General features: G+C 70.5%; 23 protein-coding genes. 13 read left to right on the plus strand and 10 right to left on the minus strand.

The annotated features are described in order from the left end of the window. Window positions 1-23: 23 nt before the first annotated feature. From AC2AXK_RS10490 to AC2AXK_RS10505, 4 genes are all read left to right on the plus strand, one after another. On the plus strand, window positions 24-254 hold the full coding sequence (locus AC2AXK_RS10490) for a DUF3046 domain-containing protein (protein ID WP_484345309.1): 231 nt from the start codon (window positions 24-26) through the stop codon (window positions 252-254). Window positions 255-528: 274 nt separating this feature from the next. Continuing rightward, window positions 529-1,641: a recombinase RecA gene (gene recA / locus AC2AXK_RS10495; RefSeq protein ID WP_484345310.1), complete on the plus strand. Its 1,113-nt coding sequence runs from the start codon at window positions 529-531 to the stop codon at window positions 1,639-1,641. Window positions 1,642-1,643: 2 nt separating this feature from the next. Continuing rightward, window positions 1,644-2,240: a regulatory protein RecX gene (locus AC2AXK_RS10500; protein WP_484345311.1), complete on the plus strand. Its 597-nt coding sequence runs from the start codon at window positions 1,644-1,646 to the stop codon at window positions 2,238-2,240. A 148-nt stretch (window positions 2,241-2,388) separates the two neighbouring features. Beyond that, window positions 2,389-3,846, plus strand: coding sequence for an Rnase Y domain-containing protein (locus tag AC2AXK_RS10505; protein ID WP_484345312.1), 1,458 nt, complete (start codon window positions 2,389-2,391; stop codon window positions 3,844-3,846). Between the two features lie 31 nt (window positions 3,847-3,877). Here AC2AXK_RS10505 and AC2AXK_RS10510 read toward each other — a convergent pair whose 3' ends face one another. The 4 genes from AC2AXK_RS10510 to AC2AXK_RS10525 form a co-directional block, all read right to left on the minus strand. Then, the gene (locus tag AC2AXK_RS10510; protein ID WP_484345313.1) at window positions 3,878-4,738 is read right to left on the minus strand and encodes an amino acid ABC transporter permease; all 861 of its coding nucleotides are present in this window, start codon (window positions 4,736-4,738) and stop codon (window positions 3,878-3,880) included. Next, a complete protein-coding gene (locus AC2AXK_RS10515; protein ID WP_484345314.1) occupies window positions 4,735-5,355 on the minus strand; it encodes an amino acid ABC transporter permease in 621 nt (206 codons plus the stop codon). Before AC2AXK_RS10515 ends, AC2AXK_RS10510 begins: the two co-directional genes overlap by 4 nt. 156 nt (window positions 5,356-5,511) lie before the next feature. Beyond that, window positions 5,512-6,357 (minus strand): glutamate ABC transporter substrate-binding protein, encoded by an 846-nt coding sequence (locus AC2AXK_RS10520; RefSeq protein ID WP_484345315.1) that lies wholly within the window; start codon window positions 6,355-6,357, stop codon window positions 5,512-5,514. 58 nt (window positions 6,358-6,415) lie between these two features. Continuing rightward, complete coding sequence (locus tag AC2AXK_RS10525; RefSeq protein ID WP_484345316.1) at window positions 6,416-7,213, minus strand: amino acid ABC transporter ATP-binding protein; 798 nt, start codon at window positions 7,211-7,213, stop codon at window positions 6,416-6,418. A 125-nt stretch (window positions 7,214-7,338) separates the two neighbouring features. Here AC2AXK_RS10525 and miaB point away from each other — a divergent pair, with 125 nt between their 5' ends. Then, window positions 7,339-9,021: a tRNA (N6-isopentenyl adenosine(37)-C2)-methylthiotransferase MiaB gene (gene miaB, locus AC2AXK_RS10530; protein WP_484345317.1), complete on the plus strand. Its 1,683-nt coding sequence runs from the start codon at window positions 7,339-7,341 to the stop codon at window positions 9,019-9,021. Window positions 9,022-9,025: 4 nt separating this feature from the next. On the opposite strand, the gene AC2AXK_RS10535 is transcribed toward miaB, so the two are convergent. Beyond that, the gene (locus AC2AXK_RS10535) at window positions 9,026-9,568 is read right to left on the minus strand and encodes a type III secretion system chaperone family protein (RefSeq protein WP_484345318.1); all 543 of its coding nucleotides are present in this window, start codon (window positions 9,566-9,568) and stop codon (window positions 9,026-9,028) included. Beyond that, window positions 9,565-10,182: a type III secretion system chaperone family protein gene (locus tag AC2AXK_RS10540; protein ID WP_484345319.1), complete on the minus strand. Its 618-nt coding sequence runs from the start codon at window positions 10,180-10,182 to the stop codon at window positions 9,565-9,567. Before AC2AXK_RS10540 ends, AC2AXK_RS10535 begins: the two co-directional genes overlap by 4 nt. A 64-nt stretch (window positions 10,183-10,246) precedes the next feature. On the opposite strand from AC2AXK_RS10540, the gene miaA reads away from it, so the two are divergent. Together miaA and dapF are read left to right on the plus strand one after the other, a co-directional pair. Next, a complete protein-coding gene (gene miaA, locus AC2AXK_RS10545; protein WP_484345320.1) occupies window positions 10,247-11,215 on the plus strand; it encodes a tRNA (adenosine(37)-N6)-dimethylallyltransferase MiaA in 969 nt (322 codons plus the stop codon). Next, window positions 11,212-12,183: a diaminopimelate epimerase gene (dapF, locus tag AC2AXK_RS10550; RefSeq protein ID WP_484345321.1), complete on the plus strand. Its 972-nt coding sequence runs from the start codon at window positions 11,212-11,214 to the stop codon at window positions 12,181-12,183. Before miaA ends, dapF begins: the two co-directional genes overlap by 4 nt. Here dapF and AC2AXK_RS10555 read toward each other — a convergent pair. Further along, window positions 12,180-12,830, minus strand: coding sequence for a class I SAM-dependent methyltransferase (locus AC2AXK_RS10555; protein WP_484345322.1), 651 nt, complete (start codon window positions 12,828-12,830; stop codon window positions 12,180-12,182). The two genes, dapF and AC2AXK_RS10555, sit on opposite strands and share 4 nt — an antisense overlap. A gap of 120 nt (window positions 12,831-12,950) precedes the next feature. On the opposite strand from AC2AXK_RS10555, the gene hflX reads away from it, so the two are divergent. From hflX to AC2AXK_RS10570, 3 genes are all read left to right on the plus strand, one after another. Beyond that, window positions 12,951-14,501: a GTPase HflX gene (hflX, locus tag AC2AXK_RS10560; protein ID WP_484345323.1), complete on the plus strand. Its 1,551-nt coding sequence runs from the start codon at window positions 12,951-12,953 to the stop codon at window positions 14,499-14,501. Between the two features lie 88 nt (window positions 14,502-14,589). Continuing rightward, window positions 14,590-16,683, plus strand: a complete 2,094-nt coding sequence (locus AC2AXK_RS10565; RefSeq protein WP_484345324.1) for an ATP-dependent DNA helicase — start codon at window positions 14,590-14,592, stop codon at window positions 16,681-16,683. Window positions 16,684-16,735: 52 nt separating this feature from the next. Continuing rightward, on the plus strand, window positions 16,736-17,743 hold the full coding sequence (locus AC2AXK_RS10570; protein ID WP_484345325.1) for an L-lactate dehydrogenase: 1,008 nt from the start codon (window positions 16,736-16,738) through the stop codon (window positions 17,741-17,743). A 103-nt stretch (window positions 17,744-17,846) separates the two neighbouring features. On the opposite strand, the gene lexA is transcribed toward AC2AXK_RS10570, so the two are convergent. Further along, window positions 17,847-18,581, minus strand: a complete 735-nt coding sequence (lexA, locus tag AC2AXK_RS10575; RefSeq protein ID WP_484345326.1) for a transcriptional repressor LexA — start codon at window positions 18,579-18,581, stop codon at window positions 17,847-17,849. Between the two features lie 265 nt (window positions 18,582-18,846). Between lexA and AC2AXK_RS10580 the strand changes: the two genes are divergently transcribed. From AC2AXK_RS10580 to AC2AXK_RS10590, 3 genes are all read left to right on the plus strand, one after another. After that, the gene (locus AC2AXK_RS10580) at window positions 18,847-19,206 is read left to right on the plus strand and encodes a LysM peptidoglycan-binding domain-containing protein (RefSeq protein WP_484345327.1); all 360 of its coding nucleotides are present in this window, start codon (window positions 18,847-18,849) and stop codon (window positions 19,204-19,206) included. 93 nt (window positions 19,207-19,299) lie between these two features. Continuing rightward, a complete protein-coding gene (gene nrdR, locus AC2AXK_RS10585) occupies window positions 19,300-19,815 on the plus strand; it encodes a transcriptional regulator NrdR (RefSeq protein WP_484345328.1) in 516 nt (171 codons plus the stop codon). Continuing rightward, window positions 19,812-20,003, plus strand: a complete 192-nt coding sequence (locus tag AC2AXK_RS10590; RefSeq protein ID WP_484345329.1) for a DUF5302 domain-containing protein — start codon at window positions 19,812-19,814, stop codon at window positions 20,001-20,003. The genes nrdR and AC2AXK_RS10590 overlap by 4 nt, the downstream gene beginning before the upstream one ends. A gap of 113 nt (window positions 20,004-20,116) precedes the next feature. On the opposite strand, the gene serA is transcribed toward AC2AXK_RS10590, so the two are convergent. Then, complete coding sequence (gene serA / locus AC2AXK_RS10595; RefSeq protein WP_484345330.1) at window positions 20,117-21,328, minus strand: phosphoglycerate dehydrogenase; 1,212 nt, start codon at window positions 21,326-21,328, stop codon at window positions 20,117-20,119. Between the two features lie 45 nt (window positions 21,329-21,373). After that, on the minus strand, window positions 21,374-23,617 hold the full coding sequence (locus tag AC2AXK_RS10600) for a HelD family protein (protein WP_484345331.1): 2,244 nt from the start codon (window positions 23,615-23,617) through the stop codon (window positions 21,374-21,376). Between the last annotated feature and the right edge of the window lie 36 nt (window positions 23,618-23,653).

Genomic DNA, 23,653 nt, shown 5'->3' on the forward strand with positions numbered 1-23,653 from the left:
TGCCTGCGTGGCACCCTGGTGCTGTGCGATATCGAGAGTTCTGGCAGCTGGTGGACGAGGTCTTCGGCCCGGCCTACGGGCGGACGCTGGCCGCGGACCAGGTCCTCAGCGTGCTCGACGACCGCACGGCCGCGCAGGCCGTGGAGGACGGCGTGGAGCCGCGCGTCGTGTGGCACGCGCTGTGCGACGCGATGGACGTGCCCGACAGTGGACGGTGGGGCACGGACCTCCACCGCCAGGCGCCGCCCCGCTAGCTCGTCGCACCACTGGCTCCTAGCACCGCTGGCCCGTCGCCCGGTGAGCTCTTGCACCGCGGAGCGTGCCGACCGCGTGGCGAGCGACTCGCCGGTACCGCGCTGTCGATCGAACGTGTGTTCGGATATGCTGGGAAGCACGTTGTGCACGAGGTTCGTCGTCCACAGGAGCCGCGAGGTCCCTGCCGGGTGTCGGTAGGTGCACGTAGCGTCGCCGACGACAACCGAGCAGCACCGTGAGCGCACGTCGCTCCCCGAGACAGAGGTGGCACACATGGCCGCACCAGCAGACCGCGAGAAGGCCCTCGAGGCGGCGCTCGCACAGATCGACCGCAACTTCGGCAAGGGATCCGTCATGCGGCTGGGGGACGAGGGGCGCGCGCCCGTCGAGGTGATCCCCACCGGGTCGATCGCGCTGGACGTCGCGCTCGGGATCGGCGGCCTCCCGCGCGGCCGGGTCGTCGAGATCTACGGCCCGGAGTCCAGCGGTAAGACCACCCTCGCGCTCCACGCCGTGGCCAACGCGCAGCGCGCCGGGGGGATCGCCGCGTTCATCGACGCCGAGCACGCCCTGGACCCCGACTACGCGAAGAAGCTCGGGGTCGACACGGACGCGCTCCTCGTGTCCCAGCCGGACACGGGTGAGCAGGCGCTGGAGATCACGGACATGCTCATCCGTTCCGGCGCGGTCGACGTCATCGTCATCGACTCCGTCGCAGCCCTCGTGCCCAAGGCGGAGATCGAGGGGGAGATGGGGGACAGCCACGTCGGTCTGCAGGCGCGCCTCATGTCCCAGGCGCTGCGCAAGATCACCGGTGCGTTGAGCCAGTCGGGAACGACCGCGATCTTCATCAACCAGCTCCGCGAGAAGATCGGCGTCTTCTTCGGCACGCCGGAGACGACGACCGGAGGCAAGGCGTTGAAGTTCTACGCCTCGATCCGTCTCGACATCCGCCGCATCGAGACCCTCAAGGAGGGCACCGAGCCTGTCGGCAACCGGACGCGTGTCAAGGTCGTGAAGAACAAGATGGCTCCGCCCTTCAAGCAGGCGGAGTTCGACATCCTCTACGGCGTCGGCATCTCTCGGGAGGGCGGCCTCATCGACATGGGTGTGGAGCACGGGTTCGTCCGGAAGTCTGGCTCGTGGTTCACCTACGACGGTGACCAGCTGGGGCAGGGCAAGGAGAACTCGCGCGGTTTCCTCAGGGACAACCCGGATCTCGCGAACGAGCTCGAGAAGCGCATCAAGGAGAAGCTCGGGGTGGGAGCACAGCTCGATGCCCCGGCCGACACGCCGCCCACCGCTCCTGCGAAGCCGGCCGCCGGCAAGGCCGAGACAGCAAAGGTCTCGTCTGCGGCAGGCAAGGCGAAGAAGGCCGACTTCTGAGCGTGGTCCCGTCGGAGGCCCGACGAGACCGGCCACGCGACGACGGCCCGCTCCTCGCCCCGCTCACTCCTCACGAGGAGGAGGAGCGGGCCAGGGCGCTGGCACTCAGGGCACTCGCAGGCGCTCCGCGCACGCGGTCCCAGCTCGAGGAGCGGTTGGCAGCGGCGGACGTCGACGAGACTCTCAGCACAGCTCTCCTCGACCGGTTCGAGGACGTCGGCCTCATTGATGACGCGGCATATGCGCGTGCCGTCGTCCGGACCCGCTTCGCGGAACGTCACCAGGCCCGCCGGGCGATCGCACAAGAGCTCTCCCGCAAGGGGATCTCTGCCGAGCATGCCCACGATGCGCTCACGCAGATCACCTCCGACGACGAGAAGCGTGCGGCCGACGAGGTGGCGCGGACACGTGTGCGGCGCACCCGAGGGCTGCCCGTGGAGGTACGCACGCGGCGCGCTCTCGCTGCCCTCGGTCGCAAGGGGTATCCACCGGGTGTCGCCCTCGCGAGCGTCCGCGCCGCGCTGGCCGACGAGGTCGGCAGTGCCGACGCCGGTGTGCCCGAGTACCTCGACGACCTGGACGCGTCCAGCGGTGACTGAACCAGTACCCGGACGATAGTGAGAGAGCCCGACCTGCAGCAGTGTGTTGCTCGACGAGTCCTGGTCCGGCATCAGGGATGATGAACCATCACTCCACGACCCGGGGTGCAGGACCACACGGATCGCGACGAAGGCCAGGTGTACGGCTGTGACAGGTGAGCTGAGCATCCTCCTCGGCCTGCTCGGCGCGTCTCTCGTCGCGCTGCTGCTCGTCCAGGTCGCCCGCCGGGAGGCGGCAGCGGTCCGCGAGCAGGCAGCACGGGATGTCGAGGAGCTGCGGGCCGAGGTCAAGCGGCGCGAGGCCGAGTCCCAGGTCCGCCTGACAGAGATCCGGGAGGCCGAGCGTCACCTGGCTTCCGAGAGGTTGCGCGCCGACGCAGCCACGGAGAAGGCCGAGAACCGCCTCTCCGACGCCGAAGCCGTGCGACACGACGCGCTCGCCGAGGCTGCCCGGCTACGGGCGAGCGCCGTGGAGGTCCTCGAGCGTGCTGCCGACCTGTCCGCCGAGGAGGCCCGCGCACAGCTGGCGGCGGAGCTCCAGGAGAGTGCGGTGCAGGACGCCGCCGGTGTCATCAGACGAACCGAGGCCGCCGCTCGCCGGGACGCGGACCGGCGGGCGAAGATGATCGTGGCGTCCGCCGTCCAGCGGCTCGCCGTCCCCACCAGCACCCACGGAGCGCTCACCGTGCTCCCGCTCCCCTCGGAGGACATGCGCGGACGGATCATCGGCAAGGAGGGGCGCAACATCCGGACGTTCGAGGCGATCACCGGTGTGAACGTTCTCCTCGAGGACGACGCCGACACCGTCCAGCTGTCCTCGTTCGACCCCGAACGCCGGGAGGTCGCGGAGGTGATGATGCGAGAGCTCCTCGAGGACGGCCGGATCCACCCCCAGCGCATCGAGGCTGCGTTCGCCGCCGCTACCGCCGGTGCCGCGGCGCGCGCCGTCGATGCGGGACACTCGGCGGCCGAGCGAGCCGGCGTCGATCACATGCCGGCTGAGCTCATCGAGGCCATGGGGCGCCTCCGGCTGCGGACGTCGTTCGGTCAGAACGTGCTCGAGCACAGCGTCGAGGCAGCGCTCATTGCTGCGGCGATGGCCGCAGAGATCCAGGCCGACGTCGTCGCTGCGCGACGTGCCGCCTTCCTGCACGACATCGGCAAGGGGATCTCCGGGGACGGGACGCACGCTGCGCTCGGCGCCCGGCTCGCACAGGATGCTGGCGAGACCGCGGTCGTGGTCAACGCCATCGCGGCGCACCACGACGAGGTGGAGGCGCAGTCGGTGGAGGCAGTGCTCGTCCGTGCGGCCGATGCCTGCTCAGCGGCGAGGCCGGGAGCACGCAAGGACGACGCGGGGCACTACATCGATCGCATGCAGCGCCTCGAGGAGCTCGTCGCCGGGCACGCAGGCGTCCAGCGGGTGCTGGCGATGTCCTCCGGGCACGAGGTACGCGTCGTCGTCGAGCCCTCCCAGGTACCCGACGACAAGCTCGGCACGCTCGCAGCGGACATCGCACGCCACCTCGAGCGGGACCTCACCTACCCGGGAGAGATCTCCATCACCGTCGTGCGAGAGCTGCGGGCGACCGCCACAGCGGGCTGAGCGCGAACGCCGGGCGACGACGCCGGCGTCCTCACGTGACCGGCGTCCCGACGCTGAGCGGCGCGCGGGTCCGACCCGCGGTCCGACCGGAGAGGCGGCGGGAGAGCAGCGTCGCGCCCGCGGAGAGCACGTAGTTGATGACGATGAAGATGAGCGCGGCGACGAGCAGGGTCTGCAGGATGTTGCTGTCGGCCGAGCCGAGGCGACGTGCCTCCTGCAGCAGCTCGGAGTACGTGATGATCGAGCCCAGCGCCGAGTCCTTGAGGACGACGACCAGCTGGCTGATGAGCGCGGGAAGCATCGCGATGAGCGCCTGGGGCAGCTCCACGAGCCGACGGCAGGCCTGCGAGGTGAGTCCGATCGCCAGACCAGCCTCACGCTGCCCCCGGGGAAGACTGTGCACTCCGGACCGGATGAGCTCGGCCACGACGCTCCCGTTGTAGAGCGTCAGGGCGATGACGACCGCGACGAGCGGGACGTCGGACGGGTCGAGGACCCGCATCTGCCCGAGGCCGAAGTACAGGAACACCATCATGATGAGCACCGGGACTGCTCGGAAGAACTCGACCACGGCGCCCGCGACAACACGGACGACCGCGATCTCCGACAGGCGGCCAAGGCCGAACACGACGCCGAAGACCCCGGCCCCGACCACCGCGAGGGCCGCGGCCCGCAGCGTGCTCATGAGGCCGGGCAGGAAGAAGTCCACCCATGCACGGGGCTCGATCAACGGTGTCCACTTGTCCGCGGCGAGCTGGCCCTCGTCCGCGAAGCGTCGCAGGACGAGCGCGAGGATGGCGGCGACGACAAGGACGCCGACGACGTTCCCGATCGCGATCGTGCGCCGTGCCCTGGGGCCCGGTGCATCAAAGAGGACGGACTGGTTGGTCACCGGGCCACCGCCAGCTTTCGGGACAGGGACGTGGTCGCGAGCCCGACCGGGATGACGATGATGACGTACCCGAGTGCGAACGTGAGGAAGATCGCGACGATGACGTCCGGTCGGTTCTCGATCATGGTGCGCATGAGTCCGGAGGTCTCCTCGACGCTCACCGCCGCGGCGACGGTCGTGTTCTTGATGAGCGCGATGAGGACGTTGCCGAGGGGGGCCACCGCGCCACGGAACGCCTGGGGCATGATGACGAGCCGGGCCGACGGCAGGAACCCGAGGCCGATGGCCCGCGCGGCCTCGGCCTGGCCGAGCGGCACGGTGTTCACTCCGCTGCGGATCGCCTCGCACACGAACGCAGCGTGGTAGACCGCAAGGCCCGCGACGGCGAGACGGAAGAAGTTCTCCGCGAAGTCGTCCGACAGGACGATCTTCAGCTGCCCCCAGACCGCGAGCGTGCAGAAGACGATGATGATCGTCAGCGGCGTGTTGCGCACGAGGGTCACGTACGAGGCGCCGAGCCACCGGAGGCTCGGCACAGGGGAGATGCGCATGAGCGCGAGCACCGTGCCGAGCACCAGGGCGGCGATCCCCGCGAAGAACGCCAGCTTGATGTTCATCCAGAACGCTCCGGGCACGTCGTACGAGCTGAAGAGTTCGGTGAACTGGTTCAGGTAGTCACCCAGCGGAGCTCACTCCTTCGGTCGGGCGTCGGCTCGGGCCCGGGTGTCCGGGCCCAGAGGGCTCACCGGCCGGGGGACCGGCCGGTGAGCCGGTCAGGCGCAGGCGTCGACGGTCGGAGGGTTGGAGTCCGCGTTCGCGGAGTACCCGGTGCCCTCGGTGTTGGCGGCCACGGCGGCCTCCCAGTCACCGTCGGCGATCATCTTCGTCAGCGCCTCGTTGACCGCTTCGCACTGGTCGCTGTCCTTCGGCAACCCGACGCCGTAGTTCTCGGTGGAGAACGGGTTGCCGACGACCTTGACCTTCCCGGCGTTGGCCGGCTGTGCGGCGAGGCCGGCGAGGATGATGTCGTCGGTGGTGACGGCGTCGATGGAACCCGAGGCGAGGAGCGTGACGCACTCGGCGTACCCCGGCTGCTCGACGAGGTTCGCCCCCTCGGCGAACTCGTCCTTGATCCGCTGGGCGGAGGTCGAGCCCGCCGCGGAGCACAGGTTCTTGCCGTCGAGGTCCTCCGGACCGTTGATGTCGGTGTTGTCGTTCGCGACGAGCAGATCCTGACCAGCGACGAAGTACGGCCCCGCGAAGGAGATCGTCTCCTTCCGAGCGTCGGTGATCGAGTAGGTCGCGAAGATCATGTCGACCTGACCGTTCTGCAGCATCGTCTCGCGCTGCGGCGTCGGGGTCTCCACGAACTCGATGTCCTCCTCGGCGTACCCGAGCTCGCCCGCCACGTATCTCGCGACGTCCACGTCGAACCCGGAGTACGTGTCGCCGTCCTTGAAGCCGAGGCCGGGTTGGTCGAACTTGATGCCGATCTTGATGCCGCCGCTCCCGTCGCTGCTCTCACCGCCGCCGTCGTCCGAGCTGCATCCCGCGAGTGCCAGGGCCCAGACCCCGACAAGAGCGATCGTCGTCATCAGGGGCCGTCGTGCCTGCCGCATGGTTCCTCCTTAGTCACGGCCAGCTGTGCGCCGTGCCGCGTGAACGGGTGTCGTGGGTCTAGTGGGTGAGGATCTTGGACAAGAAGCTCTTGGCACGCTCGGACGACGGATGGAGGAAGAAGGTCTCGGGCTCTGCCTCTTCGACGATCTCGCCGTCGGCCATGAAGACCACGCGGTCCGCGGCCTTGCGGGCGAACCCCATCTCATGGGTGACGACGATCATCGTCATCCCGTCCCGGGCGAGCGCCACCATGACGTCGAGGACCTCGTTGATCATCTCCGGGTCGAGGGCCGAGGTCGGCTCGTCGAAGAGCATGATCTTCGGCTGCATGGCGAGCGCACGCGCGATCGCGACGCGTTGCTGCTGACCACCCGAGAGCTGCGCGGGGAGCTTCTTCGCCTGCGACTCCACCCCCACCCGGGACAGGAGCTCCATCGCGAGGCGCTCCGCGTCCCCGCGGCTCATCTTGCGGACCTTGCGCGGCCCCAACGTCACGTTCTCCAGCACGGTGCGGTGCGCGAAGAGGTTGAACGACTGGAAGACCATGCCCACGTCGGCGCGGAGGCGGGCGAGCGCCTTGCCCTCCTCGGGGAGCTTCTCGCCGTCCAGCTCGATGACGCCCGAGTCGATCGTCTCGAGCCGGTTGATCGCCCGGCAGAGCGTCGACTTGCCCGAGCCCGACGGGCCGATGACGACGACGACCTCGCCGCGCGCGACGGAGAGGTCGATGTCCTTGAGCACGTGCAGGGCACCGAAGTGCTTGTTCACCCCGGTGAGGCTGACGAGGCTGTCAGCTGCTGGTCGGGGCTCCGACGTGTGGTCCGGTGGGGTCGTGCGACGCTCGCTCTCGGGCATGCCCTGAACGTAGGGGACATTTGTGTCGGACGCCATCGAATGGCGTAACAATCTGTTCACGTGACCGCCACACAACCGGGCACGCGCCGGGGATCGAGCCGTGGGGCGCCGTATCCTGGGGTGTGATGTCCACGAACCTCCTGGTGCCGGGTGCGACCGCCCCCTCTGGTGCTGGCACAGCTGCCCCACCCGTCCCTCCGAGCGCCGACGGGCGGACCTACGTCGTCCGTACTCTCGGTTGCCAGATGAACGTCCACGACTCGGAGCACATGTCGGGGATGCTCGAGCGCGCGGGGTACCGGCGTGCGACGCCGGAGCAGGACGCTCGCGACGAGGCGGACGTCGTCGTCATCAACACGTGCGCGGTCCGCGAGAACGCGGCGACCAAGCTCTACGGCAACCTCGGTCAGCTGGCCTCGGTGAAGAACCGGCGAGCGGGGATGCAGATCGCCGTAGGTGGCTGCCTCGCCCAGAAGGACCGCGCGGGGATCGTCGAGAAGGCGCCCTGGGTCGACGTCGTGTTCGGCACGCACAATCTCGACGCCCTGCCGGTGCTCCTGGAGCGTGCCCGGCACAACGACGCCGCGCAGGTGGAGATCGCCGAGTCGCTCCAGGTCTTCCCGTCGACGTTGCCCACCCGTCGTGAGTCGGTCTTCGCGGGTTGGGTCTCGATCAGTGTCGGGTGCAACAACACCTGCACCTTCTGCATCGTCCCCCACCTGCGCGGCAAGGAGCGCGACCGGCGGCCCGACGAGATCCTCGCGGAGGTCCGGGCGCTCGTCGCCGAGGGTGCCATCGAGGTCACTCTCCTGGGACAGAACGTCAACAGCTACGGCGTGGAGTTCGGCGACCGCGGGGCGTTCGCCAAGCTCCTGCGCGCCTGCGGGGAGATCGAGGGGCTGGAGCGCGTGCGCTTCACCTCACCGCACCCCGCGGCGTTCACGGACGACGTCATCGAGGCGATGGCCCAGACGCCGAACGTGATGCCCCAGCTCCACATGCCGCTCCAGTCCGGATCGGACCGGGTCCTGCGCGCCATGCGGCGCTCCTACCGGGCAGGGAAGTTCCTCGGCATCATCGACCGTGTCCGCGCAAGCATCCCCGATGCCGCGATCACCACCGACATCATCGTCGGCTTCCCGGGCGAGACGGAGGCGGACTTCCTCGACACGATGCGGGTCGTCGAGCAGTCCCGGTTCGCCTCGGCCTTCACGTTCCAGTACTCCCCGCGTCCGGGCACACCCGCTGCCGACCTCCCGGACCAGCTGCCGAAGGCTGTGGTCCAGGAACGGTACGAGCGGCTCATGGCGCTCCAGGACCGGGTGTCGGCGGAGCAGAGCGCCCTCCAGGTGGGCCGGACGGTCGAGGTCCTCGTCACCGACGGCTCGGGCCGGAAGGACGGAGCGACCCACCGACTCACCGGACGGGCAGCGGACAACAGGCTCGTGCACCTCGCCGTCCCCGCGCACCTCGCGGTCGTGGGACCTGGCGGTGCGAGCGCGGTCGACCCGCGTCTGGCCGAGGACCCTGACCCGCTGCTGCCACGCCCGGGCGACGTCGTGACGGTCCAGGTCACCCGCTCGTCGCCGTACCACCTCATCGCCGACTCGGTGCTGGCCGTGGACCCGGACGACCGGGTGTACGCCGTCCGCCGCACGTCTGCCGGCGACGCGTGGGTCCGTCGGGAGCGGGTCCGGGTCGGGCTCGACCGGGAGGCGCACTCCCACGGGACCACGCCGCAGCAGACGTCGGTGCTCGCGAACCCAGCGAAGGTCGACCTCGGGCTCCCCACCGTCCGGCGGGTGTGAGGGCTCAGTCCGTGGGCGTGTCGCCTGCGTCCTGCTCGAAGTCGTCCCGGGACTCCGGTGGGAGCATCGCGGACACCGACGCGAAGAGCTGCACGGCCGTGCCGAGGCCGCAGCCCAGCATCTGGTTGAGCTGGTCGTCGGTAGCGCCGGGTGCGAAGTCCACGGACACCTCCGTGTACAGCGCAAGCCCGGTCGACTCCGTGCGGACGTAGGCCTTCGGCCAGATGCGTTCGCGGTTCCAGTCGTTGATCGTCTGGAGGACGGCTTTCTTGGCGTTCGGCGGGAGCGGCCGGTGCCAGCGCCCGCGGACCTGGAGGATCTCGTCCTGGGTGCCCAGCAGGAGGAACCAGAAGCGGTTGCCGTCCCACGTGCCGGTGATGTCGTCGTCCTCGTCGAACCGGAAGCTGTAGCCGCGACCGGTGAGGTACGCCCCGACGCGGTCGCGCGTGACCGGCGTCGGCAGGGGAGCGGGAGGCGCGGTGCGGGTGTCCGTCGCGCGTGCCATGAGGAGACGCTGCAGCCAGCGGGTCGGTGGGGCGGCGCTCACGGTGCCGTCCCCGCCGGGTCCACGTACAGCTCGTCGAGCGCGTCGAAGAGCATGGCGCCCGTGCTCAGCCCGCAGGTGAGCATCTGGTCGAGCTGCTCGTCGCTGGCGCCGTGCTCGAGGTCCACCGCGACCTCCCCGTAGACCTGGATCATCCCGTTGTCCCGGACCCGGAAGTACGCCTTCGGCCAGATCCGGTCGGTGTTCCAGTCGTTGCAGAACTCCAGGATCTCCTCCACCCGCTCGATGGTGATCTCCCGGTTCCACTGTCCCCGCACCTGGAGGATCTCCTGGTGCGCACCGAAGAGCAGGAAGTAGAAGACCCGGGAGTTCCACAGTCCTCCGACGTCACCGTCGGAGTCGACGAAGGAGGAGTAGCCGTACTCGGAGATCCAGCGCAGGAGCCTGTCCCTGGTGACGGGCGCGGGCCGCAGGGGTGTCTCGTCTGCCAGGGTCGACGCACCCAGCTCCCGTTCGAGAAGGAGCTCGACGTCCGTGCGGAGGTCGGCGTCCGACACGTGACGTGGTGCCCGGGCGATGGGTGCCCCGTGTGCGGCTCGCGCGCCAGATGCCGGCCGCGCGGACCAGCTCCACCGCCGATCCCTGAAGAACGCCATGAGGCAACCCTACCCGCGCCGCCCACGCAGCCCTCGCCTCACCGTGAGACGGTACCGTCGTCGAGTGCTCATCGTCGCTGTCGTGGGACCCACGGCCACCGGGAAGTCGGATCTCGCGATGGACCTCGCCGAACGCCTCGGCGTGGATCCTGCCGGGACCAACGAGATCGTCAACGCCGACGCCTTCCAGCTCTATCGCGGTATGGACATCGGTACGGCCAAGGTCCCGGTCGCCGACCGGCGGAGCATCCCGCACAGGCAGATCGACGTCATCGAACCGTCCGAGGACGCGTCGGTCGCGCGCTACCAGCACTCCGCCCGGACCGACGTCGCCGAGATTCTCGACCGGGGCGGCTTCCCCGTCGTGGTCGGAGGATCCGGGTTGTACGTCCGCGCACTGCTCGACGACATGACGTTCCCGGGGACGGACAGCGTGGTGCGGGAAGCCATCGAGGCACGGCTCGAGCGTGCGGGCACACGCGCGCTGTTCGCCGAGCTCTCACGACTCGACCCGGCCGCGGCCGCGGCGATCGGACCCCGCAACGTCCGCCGCGTCGTCCGGGCCCTCGAGGTCATCGAGATCACGGGACGGCCGTACACCGCCAACCTTCCCCGGCAGGTCTACGTCCGCCCCACCGTGCAGATCGGTCTCGACTGCTCCCGGGACGTCCTCGACCGACGGGTCGCGGCCCGTGTGGACGCCATGTGGCGCGACGGGCTCGTCGACGAGGTGCGCTCCCTCGCGGAGCGGGGGATGGGGCGGACCGCCCGGCGGGCGGTCGGCTACGCCGAGGTCCTTGCCTACCTCGACGGGGCGACGAGCGAGGACGAGGCCCGTGAGGCGGTCGTGACGAACACCCGGCGGCTCGCCCGCAAGCAGATGGGATGGTTCGGCCGCGACCCGCGTGTGCACTGGCTCTCTGCTGAGTCCGACGACCTCGTGGAGGAGGCGCTGGCTGTCGTCCGTCGGGCAGGGGACCAGGGGCCCACGGCGGTCGCGGACACGCCCGTCCGCCGTACGCTGGGATCATGACGCACGCCGCCGCACCTGGCCTGGCCCACCCGGCAGAGCTCGACGTCGCGAAGGGGCACGGGACCAAGAACGACTTCGTCCTCATCGACGACCGCGACGACGACCTCGACCTCACCGACGAGCTCGTCCGGCTCCTGGCGGACCGGCGGGCCGGGGTCGGCGGTGACGGAGTGATCCGTGTCGTCCGGTCCGCGCACCTCGCCGAGGGGCGGGCCGTCCTGCGGCACGAGCCGGACGCGGAATGGTTCATGGACTACCGCAACGCCGATGGATCGATCGCGCAGATGTGCGGCAACGGTGTGCGCGTGTTCGTCGCCTTCCTCGAGGACCTCGGGCTCGTCGAGCTCGACGCGCGGACACCCGAGCTCGTCGTCGGGACCCGGGCCGGGGCGCGGCGCGTCCGCAAGGAGGACGCCGGGTGGTTCGTCGTGGACATGGGTGCCTGGTCCTTCCCGGGGGGCGCCGGTGCAGTCGCGGAGGGGTTCGATGCCGAGGTCCGCGCCTACGGGTGCGAGCCCGCCGGCGCCGAGGTCGTCCGACCCGCGCTGAGCGTCGACCTGGGCAACCCGCACACGGTCCTGGCGCTCCCGACCCTCGCTGACCTCGAGCGCGCCGACCTGCTCCGAGCGCCGGACGTCGTGCCCGTCCCGCCCGAGGGGACGAACGTCGAGCTCGTCGTGCCCCTCGGTGAGGAGACGGGTGCGCACGGCCGGACGGTGGGGCGCGTACGCATGCGGGTGCACGAACGAGGCGTGGGGGAGACGCTCTCGTGCGGGACGGGTGCGTGCGCCGCCGCCCTCGCGGTGCGCGCGTGGGCGGGTGCCGCGGCTCCGGACGAGTGGCTCGTCGACGTCCCGGGCGGCACCGTCCGGGTGACGATGCGCCAGGACGGCCACGTCGAGCTCGCGGGCCCGGCGGTCGTCGTCGCACGCGGCCGGGTCCGTCTCGACCGTCTGCTCGCTGGCTAGGGTCGGACGACCTGCAGGACCCGGAACCCCTTCGCGCTGGCCACCCGGGAGACCGTGACGCCCCGGGAACCGGTGGCCGGGCCCGCGGCCGGGGACAGGCTGGCGAACCGCTCTGCCAGCCAGGTCTGGAACGAGTCCGCCCCGAGGTTGCGCTGGACGACGAGGAAAGCCGACGCCTGCGGTGCCAACCGGGGGATCCAGCGGTCCATCATCGCGTGCAGCGCCTCCTTGCCGACCCGGATCGGCGGGTTGGACCACAGCGTCGTGAAGGTGACGTCGTCCGGCACGTCGTCGGGCAGGACTGCTCGCACCGAGGTCAGTCCCAGCCGCGCAGCGTTGCGACGGACAAGGTCGAGCGCGCGTTCGTTGACGTCCACGGCCCACACCGTGGCTGCCGGGTTGCGCAGCGCCATCGTCAGGGCGACCGGCCCCCACCCGCACCCGAGGTCGAGGACGTCGCCGGCCGGGGGAGTCTCGACCGTCCGCAGGAGCACCTGGGTGCCGAGGTCGAGGCGCCCGGGGGAGAAGACACCACCTGCGGTCTCCACCTCACGGTCCGCGCCGTCCAGGCGGACCGTGAGCAGGCGCCGCTCGTCGGAGGACGCCGGTCGCGCCGTGAAGTAGTGGTCCGGGCTCGTCTCGCTCACAGTGGGCCATCGTAGTCCGGGTGTGGCCGGAGCCGTCCTCCCTGCGCGTAATCACTTAGCGCGGGCAGCACCGGCATGGGACGCTTGAGTCCACACGACACCAGACAGACAGAGGGATGCATGACGAACAGTCACGAGCCACACAGCGGGACGTCGGACGAGCAGTTCGAGGCGACGGGCGCGGCTGTGGCTGACCCCGCCCCGCGGGCCGCCCGGGACATCGCGAGCGACGTCGTCGCGCGTGTGCTCGCGCGAGCGGGAACCGCTCGTTCGGAGGGAGGCACGGACCACTCCGTGCACGACGGGGACCAGCTCGACCTCGCGGAGCGCACGGCGCTGCGGCGCGTCGCTGGTCTGTCGACCGAGCTCGAGGACGTCACCGAGGTCGAGTACCGCCAGCTCCGTCTGGAACGGGTCGTCCTCGTCGGGCTGTGGTCCCGCGACATGGTGGACGCGGAGGTGTCGCTCCGCGAGCTCGCGGCGCTCGCGGAGACCGCGGGGTCCGTCGTCCTCGACGGTATCCTCCAGCGGCGCCAGAAGCCCGACCCGAGCACGTACCTCGGCTCGGGCAAGGCCGCCGAGCTCGCTGCCCTCGTCGCCGCGAACGGCGCGGACACGGTGATCGTCGACGGCGAGCTCGCACCGTCGCAACGCCGCAGCCTCGAGGACGTCATCAAGGTCAAGGTCGTCGACCGCACCGCACTGATCCTCGACATCTTCGCGCAGCACGCCAAGTCCCGGGAGGGCAAGGCACAGGTCGAGCTCGCCCAGCTCGAGTACCTCCTCCCGCGTCTGCGGGGCTGGGGAGACTCGATGTCTCGCCAGGCCGGTGGTCAGGTGGGAGGCGCTGCCGCGGGCATGGGCTCCCGCGGTCCTGGTGAGACGAAGATCGAGCTCGACCGGCGCCGGATCCGCGACCGGATGGCCAAGCTGCGGCGCGAGATCGCCGCGATGGAGCCGTCCCGGGTGACGATGCGCGCGGCACGCAAGCGCAACGCCATCCCGGCTGTCGCCATCGCCGGCTACACCAACGCCGGCAAGTCGAGTCTCCTCAACGCGCTGACCGGGGCCGGGGTGCTCGTCGAGAACGCGCTCTTCGCCACCCTCGACCCGACGGTGCGACGCACCCAGACCCCGGACGGGCGCGTCTACACGCTCGCGGACACGGTCGGGTTCGTCCGTTCCCTGCCGCACCAGCTCGTCGAAGCGTTCCGCTCGACCCTCGAGGAGGTTGCAGACGCCGATCTTCTCCTGCACATCGTCGATGCGTCCCACCCGGACCCCGAGGGCCAGATCGCGGCCGTGCGCCACGTCCTCGCCGACATCCCGGGGATGGAGGACGTGCCTGAGGTCATCGTCCTCAACAAGGCGGACGTCGCGAGCGCCGAGACGATCACCCGGCTGCAGAGCCGGGAACGCAGCACGGTGGTCGTCTCGGCGCGATCCGGTGAGGGGATCCCCGAGCTGCTCGACTACATCTCGGCGTCGTTGCCCCGTCCCGGTGTGTCCGTCGACCTCGTCGTGCCGTACGACCGGGGGGACCTGCTGAGCCGGGTTCACCTGGAGGGCGAGATCGATCACCTCGAGCACATCGAGTCAGGGACGCTCCTGCGTGGCCGCGTCGAGGACGGCCTGGCGGCGGAGCTGTCTGCGGTGGCCGTGCGCGGGTGACGCGGCGTGCGCGGCTGCGGTCGCGGTACACCCCCGCGTTCCTTGAGGACGCCGCCTCTGGTCCGCCCGGTGACCGTAGACTCACCCGGTGAGTTCCACGAGCACGCCCCGGCCGACGGCGACGCCGGACACGGAGGCCGTGCACGAGCTGCTCGACCTCGCTGTGGCCAGGTTGGGCGGCGCGCGGCGGGAAGGCCAGCACGTCATGGCGGCGGCGGTGGCGTCTGCGATGACGAGCGGCGAGCATCTCCTCGTCCAGGCCGGCACAGGGACCGGGAAGTCGCTCGGCTACCTCGTCCCCGCCGTCCAGCACGCCGTCCACAGCGCAGAGCGCGTCATCGTCTCGACGGCGACCCTGGCGCTGCAGCGTCAGATCATGACGCGGGACCTGCCGCTCGTCGCCGACACGCTCGCCCCGCACCTGCCGCGGCGTCCCCGGCTCGCACTGCTCAAGGGATGGCACAACTACGCCTGCCGCCACAAGATCGCCGGCGGGTACCCGGCCGACGACGCGGGCACCTTGTTCGACATGCCCCGCACGGACGGCCCCCCGGACCCGTTCGACGCTCCACCGGGCGCGTCCCCGTCGCGACAGGAGCAGAGCAGTGCCGGGCTCGTGCAGCAGATCCTCCGGCTGCGCGAGTGGGCGGAGGAGTCGGAGACGGGTGACCGCGACGACCTGACGCCCGGCGTCTCGGACCGGGCCTGGCGGCAGGTCTCCGTGAACTCCCTCGAGTGCCTCGGGCAGCGGTGCCCGCTCATCACCGAGTGCTTCCCCGAGAGGGCACGAGGTCTCGCTCGTGAGGCGGACGTCGTCGTGACGAACCACGCCATGCTCGGTATCGCTGCCACCGGGTCGCCCAACGTCCTGCCCGAGCACGCCGTCCTCGTCGTCGACGAGGCGCACGAGCTCCCCGACCGTGTCACGGCAGCCGCGACCGTCGAGCTGTCGGTCGCCTCCGTCGAGCATGCTGCGCGGCAGGCGCGGCGCCACGGCGGTGTCCTCACCACCGACCTGGACGCCGCGTCCGCCCAGCTCGGCGCGGTCCTCGCCTCCCTCCCGGCAGAGCGCTTCCCTGACGGCCTCCCGGAAGCGGCGCGCGCCGCGGTCGCGGCGGTGCGCGATGCGGCGCGCGCGGTCATGAGCGAGCTCAAGCCCGACACGCCCACGAGCGGGGACGGTGGAGCTGCGAGCAGCGGTCTGAAGATGGCGTCCTCGAGCATGCTCGTCGTCTTCGAGATCGCGGAGCGGATGACGGGCGAGTCCTCGGAGTTCGACGTGCTGTGGTGCTCGCGCGCGGGCGAAGGCGGGTTCGGTGCGGGCATGTCCAAGCTCCATGCGGCACCGCTGGGCGTGTCCGGCCTCATGCGCACCGGCCTGTGGGACGAGAAGGTCGGAGTGCTCACGTCCGCGACGCTCGCGCTGGGGGACTCCTTCGACCCCATCGCCCGTTCGGTGGGCCTCGAGCCGTCGTCCGCCGTGCCGGGTGAGGCCAGCGCTGCGCCCGCGCCACGCTGGCGGGGAACGGACGTCGGGAGCCCGTTCGACTACCCGCGGCAGGGCATCCTCTACATCGCGAGCAAGCTCCCGGTGCCGGGCCAGCAGGCCACGACCGATGCTCAGATCGACGAGATGGCTGCCCTCATCACCGCGGCAGGGGGGCGCACGCTCGGTCTCTTCTCGTCGCGGCGGGCCGCGGAGCGCGCTGCCGAGCTGCTCCGCGAGCGTCTTGACGTGCCGATCCTGTGCCAGGGGGACGACCAGCTCCCGACCCTCGTCCGGCAGTTCGCCGAGGACGACGCCACCTGCTTGTTCGGCACGCTCTCCTTGTGGCAGGGCGTCGACGTGCCCGGTTCCGCCTGCCAGCTCGTCCTCATCGACAGGATCCCTTTCCCCCGTCCGGACGACCCCGTCAAGGCCGCCCGCGCACGCTACGTCGAGTCGCACGGCGGCAACGGCTTCATGCAGGTCTCGGCCTCCCATGCGGCGTTGCTGCTCGCACAAGGGGCTGGCCGGCTCGTGCGGACGACGTCGGACCGGGGAGTCGTCGCGGTCCTCGACCCGCGCCTCGCGACCGCCCGGTACGGGCCGTTCCTCGTCCGGACCCTTCCTGACTTCTGGCGGACCACCGACCGGGCGGTCGCCGAAGCGGCGCTGAGCCGACTCGCTGGCCTACCCTGACGTGAAGGGTCTCTCCGGCCCGCCCCAGTGACCAGGACCGCGTGGAGGAAGAATGACCGACGAAGAATCGCCCGAGATCGGCGAGACCGGCCCGATACCCGCCTCGGCCCGTCGCAAGACGACGAAGGTGGCGGTCGTGGGGGCTGGCGCGGTCGGTTCGACGATGGCCTACGCCGCTCTCATGCGGGGCTCCGCGCGAACCGTCGCGCTCTATGACATCAACAAGGCGAAGGTCGAGGCCGAAGCGCTCGACCTCGCGCACGGCATCCAGTTCATGCCGATGGCCGAGGTGCTCGGCTCTGACGACATCTCGGTCTGCGAGGGCGCGGACGTCATCATGGTGACGGCTGGCGCCAAGCAGAAGCCGGGCCAGACCCGGATCGACCTCGCCGAGGCCACGATCGGCCTCGTGTCGAAGATCCTCCCGCAGCTGCAGGCGGTCGCTCCGGACGCCATCTACGTCATGGTCACCAACCCGGTGGACATCGTCACGTACGCGGCGCTGAAGATCTCCGGGCTCCCCCCGACCCAGCTCTTCGGCTCGGGCACGGTGCTCGACTCCTCCCGGTTGCGCTACCTCGTGGCCGCGCACTGCGGGGTGGCCGTGCAGAACGTCCACGCGTACATGGCCGGGGAGCACGGCGACAGCGAGATCCCGCTGTGGAGCTCTGCATCCATCGGCGGGGTTCCGCTCCTCGACTGGAACGGTGTCGGCGGGGGCGGGCCGCTCACCCAGGAGGTGCGCGAGTCCATCGCCCACGAGGTGGTGCACTCGGCCTACCGGATCATCGAGGGCAAGGGCGCGACGAACTATGCGGTGGCCCTCGCGGGCTCGCGGATCATCGAGGCGATCCTCCAGGACGAGCATCGGATCCTGCCCGTCTCGACCCTGCTGGACGACTACTACGGCATCAGCGACATCTGCCTGTCCGTGCCGTCCGTCGTGGGACGCGCAGGCTGTACGGAACGACTCGCCGTGCCGCTGTCCCCGACCGAGATCCGGGGCCTGCAGCGCTCGGCCGCCGCGCTCACGCAGGTCGCTCGACGGTTCGGGTTCTGACCCACCACGCGCGCGCGTACGCACACCGCCCCGCGGCCCCGGAAGGGGTCGCGGGGCGGTGTGCGTTCTGGCTGCGCGCGATGCGCGTCGTGGGCTGGGGCGGTCAGAGGCTGCGAAGGACCGAGACGACGCGGCCGAGGATCGTCGACTCGTCTCCGGGGATCGGACTGAACGCCGGGTTGTGCGGCATGAGCCACACATGGCCGTCGCTGCGCTTGAACGTCTTGACCGTCGCCTCGCCGTCGATCATCGCAGCGACGATCTGTCCGTTCTCCGCGACCGGCTGACGTCGCACGACCACCCAGTCCCCGTCACAGATGGCCGCGTCGATCATCGACTCCCCGCTGACCCGCAGGAGGAAGAGGTCACCGTCGCCGACGAGCTGTCGGGGGAGTGCGAACACGTCCTCGACGACCTGCTCGGCGAGCACCGGGCCACCGGCGGCGATCCGGCCGACGAGGGGGACGTACGTGGCAGCGGGACGGGCATCGAGCTCGCCCTCGCTCCCGCCCTCCTCCCAGCTCTCCTGCTGCCGGGCGGCCGGGTCGTCGCCTGCGGGAAGGACGAGCTCCATCGCCCGTGGGCGGTTGGGGTCGCGTCGCAGGTATCCCTTGCGTTCAAGTGCCGTGAGCTGGTGCTTGACGCTCGAGGGACTGTTGAGGCCGACGGCGTCACCGATCTCCCGCATGCTCGGGGCATAGCCGCGGGCGTCGAGCGACGACCGGATCGTCTCGAGCACCCGCCGCTGGCGCGCACTGAGTCCGTCGGCCGGCTCGCTCGACGCAGCTCCCTGGCCGGGAGCGACGCTCTGCGCAGCGGCCTTGCTGATGTTCGTCACCACGAGGGTCCTCCGGTCGTCGTCCGCGCCCGTCGCGCGCCTGGTGGCCACCCTGTCCGCGCCCGGTGTCAGTGGGTCGTGGTCGAGTGCGTCTCGACGGTTCTGCCTCAGCCTAGGGCTGTGCCGCCCACGTTTCAAACACATGTTCGAGCGTGTTGGGCCCGACCCCTTGCCATCTGGGGCGTCGTTCGTACACTTGTTCTACGAACATGTGTTCGATCGCGGGGTCCGGCTGACGCCGACCCGCGAACTGGAAGGAGCGATCATGGCGCACAGCACGAGCGCAACCGGGGCCCTGGCGGCCCGTCCGACGAGCGCCCGCACGATCCGGGAACCCGACCTCGTCCTCACGCGCCGCGGACGTGTCGTCCTGTGGATGCTCGCGGTGATGCTCGTGCTCGGGGGCGTGCTCCTCGGCGGGCGCGCGCTCGCAGGCGGACCGGGGGATCCCGTCGAGGTGGTGCCGTACACGATCGCCCAGGGCGAGACGGTGTGGGCACTCGCCTCCTCGGTCGCGCTGCCGGGGGAGGACGTGCGTGATGTCGTCGCCGACATCATCACCCTCAACGGGCGCAGCAGCGCTGCCTTGCAGGTGGGCGAGCAGATCCTCCTGCCCGTGCGCTGAGGGTAAGCACGTGCGCGGGCGGCCGGGTCCCGCGTAGGGTGGCACCGGACAGCGGGTCGATCGACGCTCGCAGTCGATGCTCAGGAGGCGCCCGTGCACTGCCCGTTCTGCCGTCACCCGGACTCTCGTGTGGTCGACTCCCGCACCTCCGACGACGGCGCCTCGATCCGGCGACGTCGCCAGTGCCCTGAGTGCAGCCGACGGTTCACCACCCTGGAGACCGCGAGCCTCTCCGTCGTCAAGCGATCCGGAGTCACCGAGCCGTTCAGCCGCGAGAAGGTTGTCAACGGTGTACGGAAGGCGTGCCAGGGGAGGCCGGTGAGCGAGGATGACCTCGCGCTGCTCGCACAACGCGTCGAGGAGTCGGTCCGCGCGACGGGAAGCGCCGAGCTCGACGCCTACGAGATCGGCCTGACGATCCTCGGCCCGCTGCGCGAGCTCGACGAGGTCGCGTATCTGCGCTTCGCGAGCGTGTACCAGGGGTTTGATTCCCTCGAGGACTTCGAGGCAGCGATCAACCTGCTCCGTGCTGAGCACGAGCAGGCCGCAGCGGCGGACAACGACGGCCCAGGCAGCGACCGGCACGACGACGAAGAGGAGGCCTCATGACGCACGACAGCGAGGACAAGGACACCGCGGCGGTCAGCGCGGACACGAAGGCGAAGTTCAAGGAGGCGCTGGAGCGCAAGAACGCAGCGCGCCACAGAACGAGCGAGGGATCGTCGAACACCGGGTCGGTGCACTCCTCTGAGACCACCGGACCCGTGCAGCGCACGTTCCGACGCAAGTCGGGCTGAGTCCCGCTCACCGTCACAGGCCGTGGCGGTGCCTCCTGTTACTGCGCGTCCGCGACGACGAAGGGCCCGTACCGTGGTCAACGGTTCGGGCCCTTCGTCGTGTCCGGGGCAGGTCAGGCGCGCGCCTCGGTGAGGACGCGGAGCTTGATCGTCTGGTCCATGCCCCGCAGCGCCTCGATCACCGCTGCCTCGAGCGTCGACCCGACGTCCGTGACGACGTAGCCGATCTCCCCGCGGGTAGCCAGCAGCTGGCCTTCGATGTTCGTGCCGTGCTCGGCCAACGTCTTGTTCACCGCGGCCAGCACGCCAGGGGTGTTGCGGTGCAGGTGGGCAACGCGGGCGACCCCGGTGGAGTTCTCCAGCGCGAGGTTGGGCATGTTCACGCTGAGCGTCGTCGTGCCGGTGCGGACGTAGTCACGGATCTTGTTCGCGACGAACACCCCGATGGCTTCCTGCGCCTCAAGGGTCGAACCGCCGATGTGCGGCGTGAGGATGACGTTCGGCAGACCGCGGAGCTCGGACTCGAATGCGTCACCCCGCTTCTTCGGCTCGTGCGGGAACACGTCGATCGCGGCACCCGCGAGGTGGCCCGAGACGATGGCCTCGCGGAGCGCGGCGGTGTCGACGACGAAGCCGCGGGAGAGGTTGAGGAAGACCGCCCCTCGCTTCATCTGCTGGAGCTGCGCGGCACCGAAGAGGCCGGCGTTGCCGCTTCGGCCGTCGACGTGGAGCGTGACGATGTCCGCGACGGCGAGGAGCTCCTCGAGGGTGTCCAGCCGGCGTGCGTTGCCGAGCGCGAGCTTCTCAGAGGTGTCGAAGAACACCACGGACATGCCGAGGTTCTCAGCGAGCACGGAGAGCTGGGTGCCGATGTTCCCGTACCCGACGATGCCCAGCGTGCGACCTCGCACCTCGTGGGAGCCCTCGGCGGACTTGTCCCAGACGCCGTCGTGCAGGGCCTTGTCCCGCTCCGTGAGGCGACGCGTGAGGGAGATGATCTCGGCCAGTGCGATCTCGACGACGGACCGCGTGTTCGAGAAGGGTGCGTTGAACACGGCGACCCCGTGGCTCGCAGCGGCGCGCAGGTCGATCTGGTTGGTCCCGATGCAGAATGCACCGATCGTCAACAGCTCGCTCGACGCGGCGATGACCCGCTCGGTCACCTGGGTCTTGGAGCGGATGCCGAGGATGTGGACGCCCGCGAGCGCTTCGATCAGCTCGTCCTCGTCAAGCGCTCCGGACCGGACCTCGACATCGATGCCGTGGTCCGCGAGGATCTTGACGGAGAGCGGGTGGACGTTTTCCAGGAGCAGGGCTTTGAGCACGTAGTCATGCTCCTCTCTCCTGCGCCGCCAGCCAAACGGGTCTTGTCACTCGGACATCGGCGTGCCCTGATCGCGCATGCCCGGGGGGAGCTGCTCGGCATGCACGATGCGCAGTGCCTGCGTCGGGCGGGTCATGGCGACGTAGAGGTCTGAGGCGCCGCCGGGGCCAGCGAGCACCTGCGCGGGTTCGACGAGGACGACCACGTCGAACTCCAGGCCCTTTGCTTCTCTCGGGCTGAGGACGGAGACCATGGCTGTGGACGCCTCGTCCGACGCCAGGGCTGCGCCGACGGAGTCCCGCGTCGTCGCGACGAGCGGTGCGGGTGCGATGACGGCGACCGTCCCGCCCTGGCCCGCGCGGTGCAGACGCGCGACGGCGTCCTGGGCCTCGCGGGTTGCCACCGGTACGACCTCGGCGGCGGGGACGGTCCGCACGACGAGCGCGTCCGGCACCTCGCGGGCCGAGGTGAGGGGGGAGACAGGGAGCCCCGCCTCGAGCGCCATCGCACGAGCGGCGGACGCGATGGTCTGCGGTGTGCGGTAGTTGACGGTGAGCTCGGCCAGGCGCCAGGAGTCCCGCAGGAGCGGAGTGAGCATGGCTGACCACGACCGGGCACCGGCGGGCGACGACGTCTGGGCCACGTCTCCCACGATCGTCATGGACCGTGTGGGGCACCGGCGCAGCAGCATCCGCCACGCCATCGCCGAGAGCTCCTGCGCTTCGTCGACGACGAGGTGAGCGAAGGTCCACGCACGGTCCTTCGCGGCGCGCTCCGCCGTCGTGAGGTATCCACCACCAGCGCTGAACCGCTGAGCGAGCACCTCGGCGTTGACCATGCCGCCGCCACCGGAGCTCTCCAGCACCTGACGCGCGTAGTCCAGGTCGCGGGCACGTTCCTCCGAGTCGCGGCGTGCCTGCGCCCGGGCTGCCTGGTCGTCCTCGCCGAGCAGCTCTGCGGCCTCGTCGAGCAGCGGGACGTCGGCCTCCGTCCAGGGCGAGCCGGCGGGACGCGCGAGCAGAGCGCGCTCCGCGGCCGAGAGCCCCGGGGCCGCCTCCGCGAGCCGGTGAGGCTTGATGTAGAGGTCCTCGACGAGCCGTTGGGGGGTGAGGGGCATCCAGGCGAGGTTGAGCGCGATCCTGATCTCGCGGGTGGTCCGCAGCTCCTCGATGATCTCGCCGCGCTCGTCGTCCGCGAGGGGGTAGCGCATCTGCTCGACGTACTGGTCGGCCAGCCGGGAGAGCATGTCCCGGACGAAGGAGACGCGTGCGAGGTTGTGCGGCTTGCGGTGCCGACGCGCGCGGGCGATGGCGTCGCGCACGTCGCGTCGACGGACGACGATGTCGTGCCCGTCGACGCGCACGTGCACGTCGGCCTCCGGCACGCGCTGACGGGCCGCCAGAGCGCGACGGATCACGCCGGCGAGCTCGGGGCGCCCCTTGATCTCGGCGACCCGGGGGTCCTCGTCCCCACGCGCGCTGATGCCGGGCAGGAGGTCGGCGATGGTCGTGCTGACGACGCCGGTCTCGCCGAGCGAGGGGAGGACCTGGTCGATGTACCGCAGGAACGACTGGCTGGGCCCGATGAGCAGGACGCCGGAGCGCTCGAGGAGCCGGCGGTGCGCGTAGAGGAGATAGGCGGCGCGATGGAGCGCCACGGCGGTCTTGCCGGTCCCGGGGCCGCCCTGCACGACGAGCGCGCCCTGCAGCTCTCCGCGGATGATCGTGTCCTGCTCGGACTGGATGGTCGCGACGATGTCACCCATCCGTCCGGTGCGGCCGGCCGTGAGTGCCGCGAGCAGGGCGCCCTCGCCGGAGAGCGCGAGCCCGGCCTGATCCTCGCTCGACATCTCGAGATCGAGGATCTCGTCCTCGATCCCGGTCACCCGCCTGCTGCGCGTGACGAGGTGACGGCGTCGGACGACGCCGTCCCGGTGGGCAGCCGTCGCCCGGTAGAAGGCCTGGGCGGCCGGGGCGCGCCAGTCGGTGAGGATCGACGTGTGCTCCACGTCGGTGAGGCCGATGCGCCCGATGTACCGCGGGGGACCCGCGTCGAAGTCGAGACGACCGAAGCACAGCCGGTCCTCGACGGCGTCGAGGAGCGCGATGCGGTCCTCGTACAGCGTGGCGAAGGCGTCACGCTCGCTCCGGTTCTGCGGTGACCCGCTCGGGCCTCCGCGCCGGACGTCCCGGAGTCGGCCGCGGGCGGCGGCGCGAAGCTCGTCCAGGCGTGCGTACAGGGCATCGACGGTCTGCTGCTCGAGGCTGACCTCAGCGGCCTGGTCGCTCACACGTGTCCTTCCGGGACGAGGGGATCGCGTCGTCAG

The organism is Sanguibacter sp. Z6_81 (assembly GCF_057180625.1).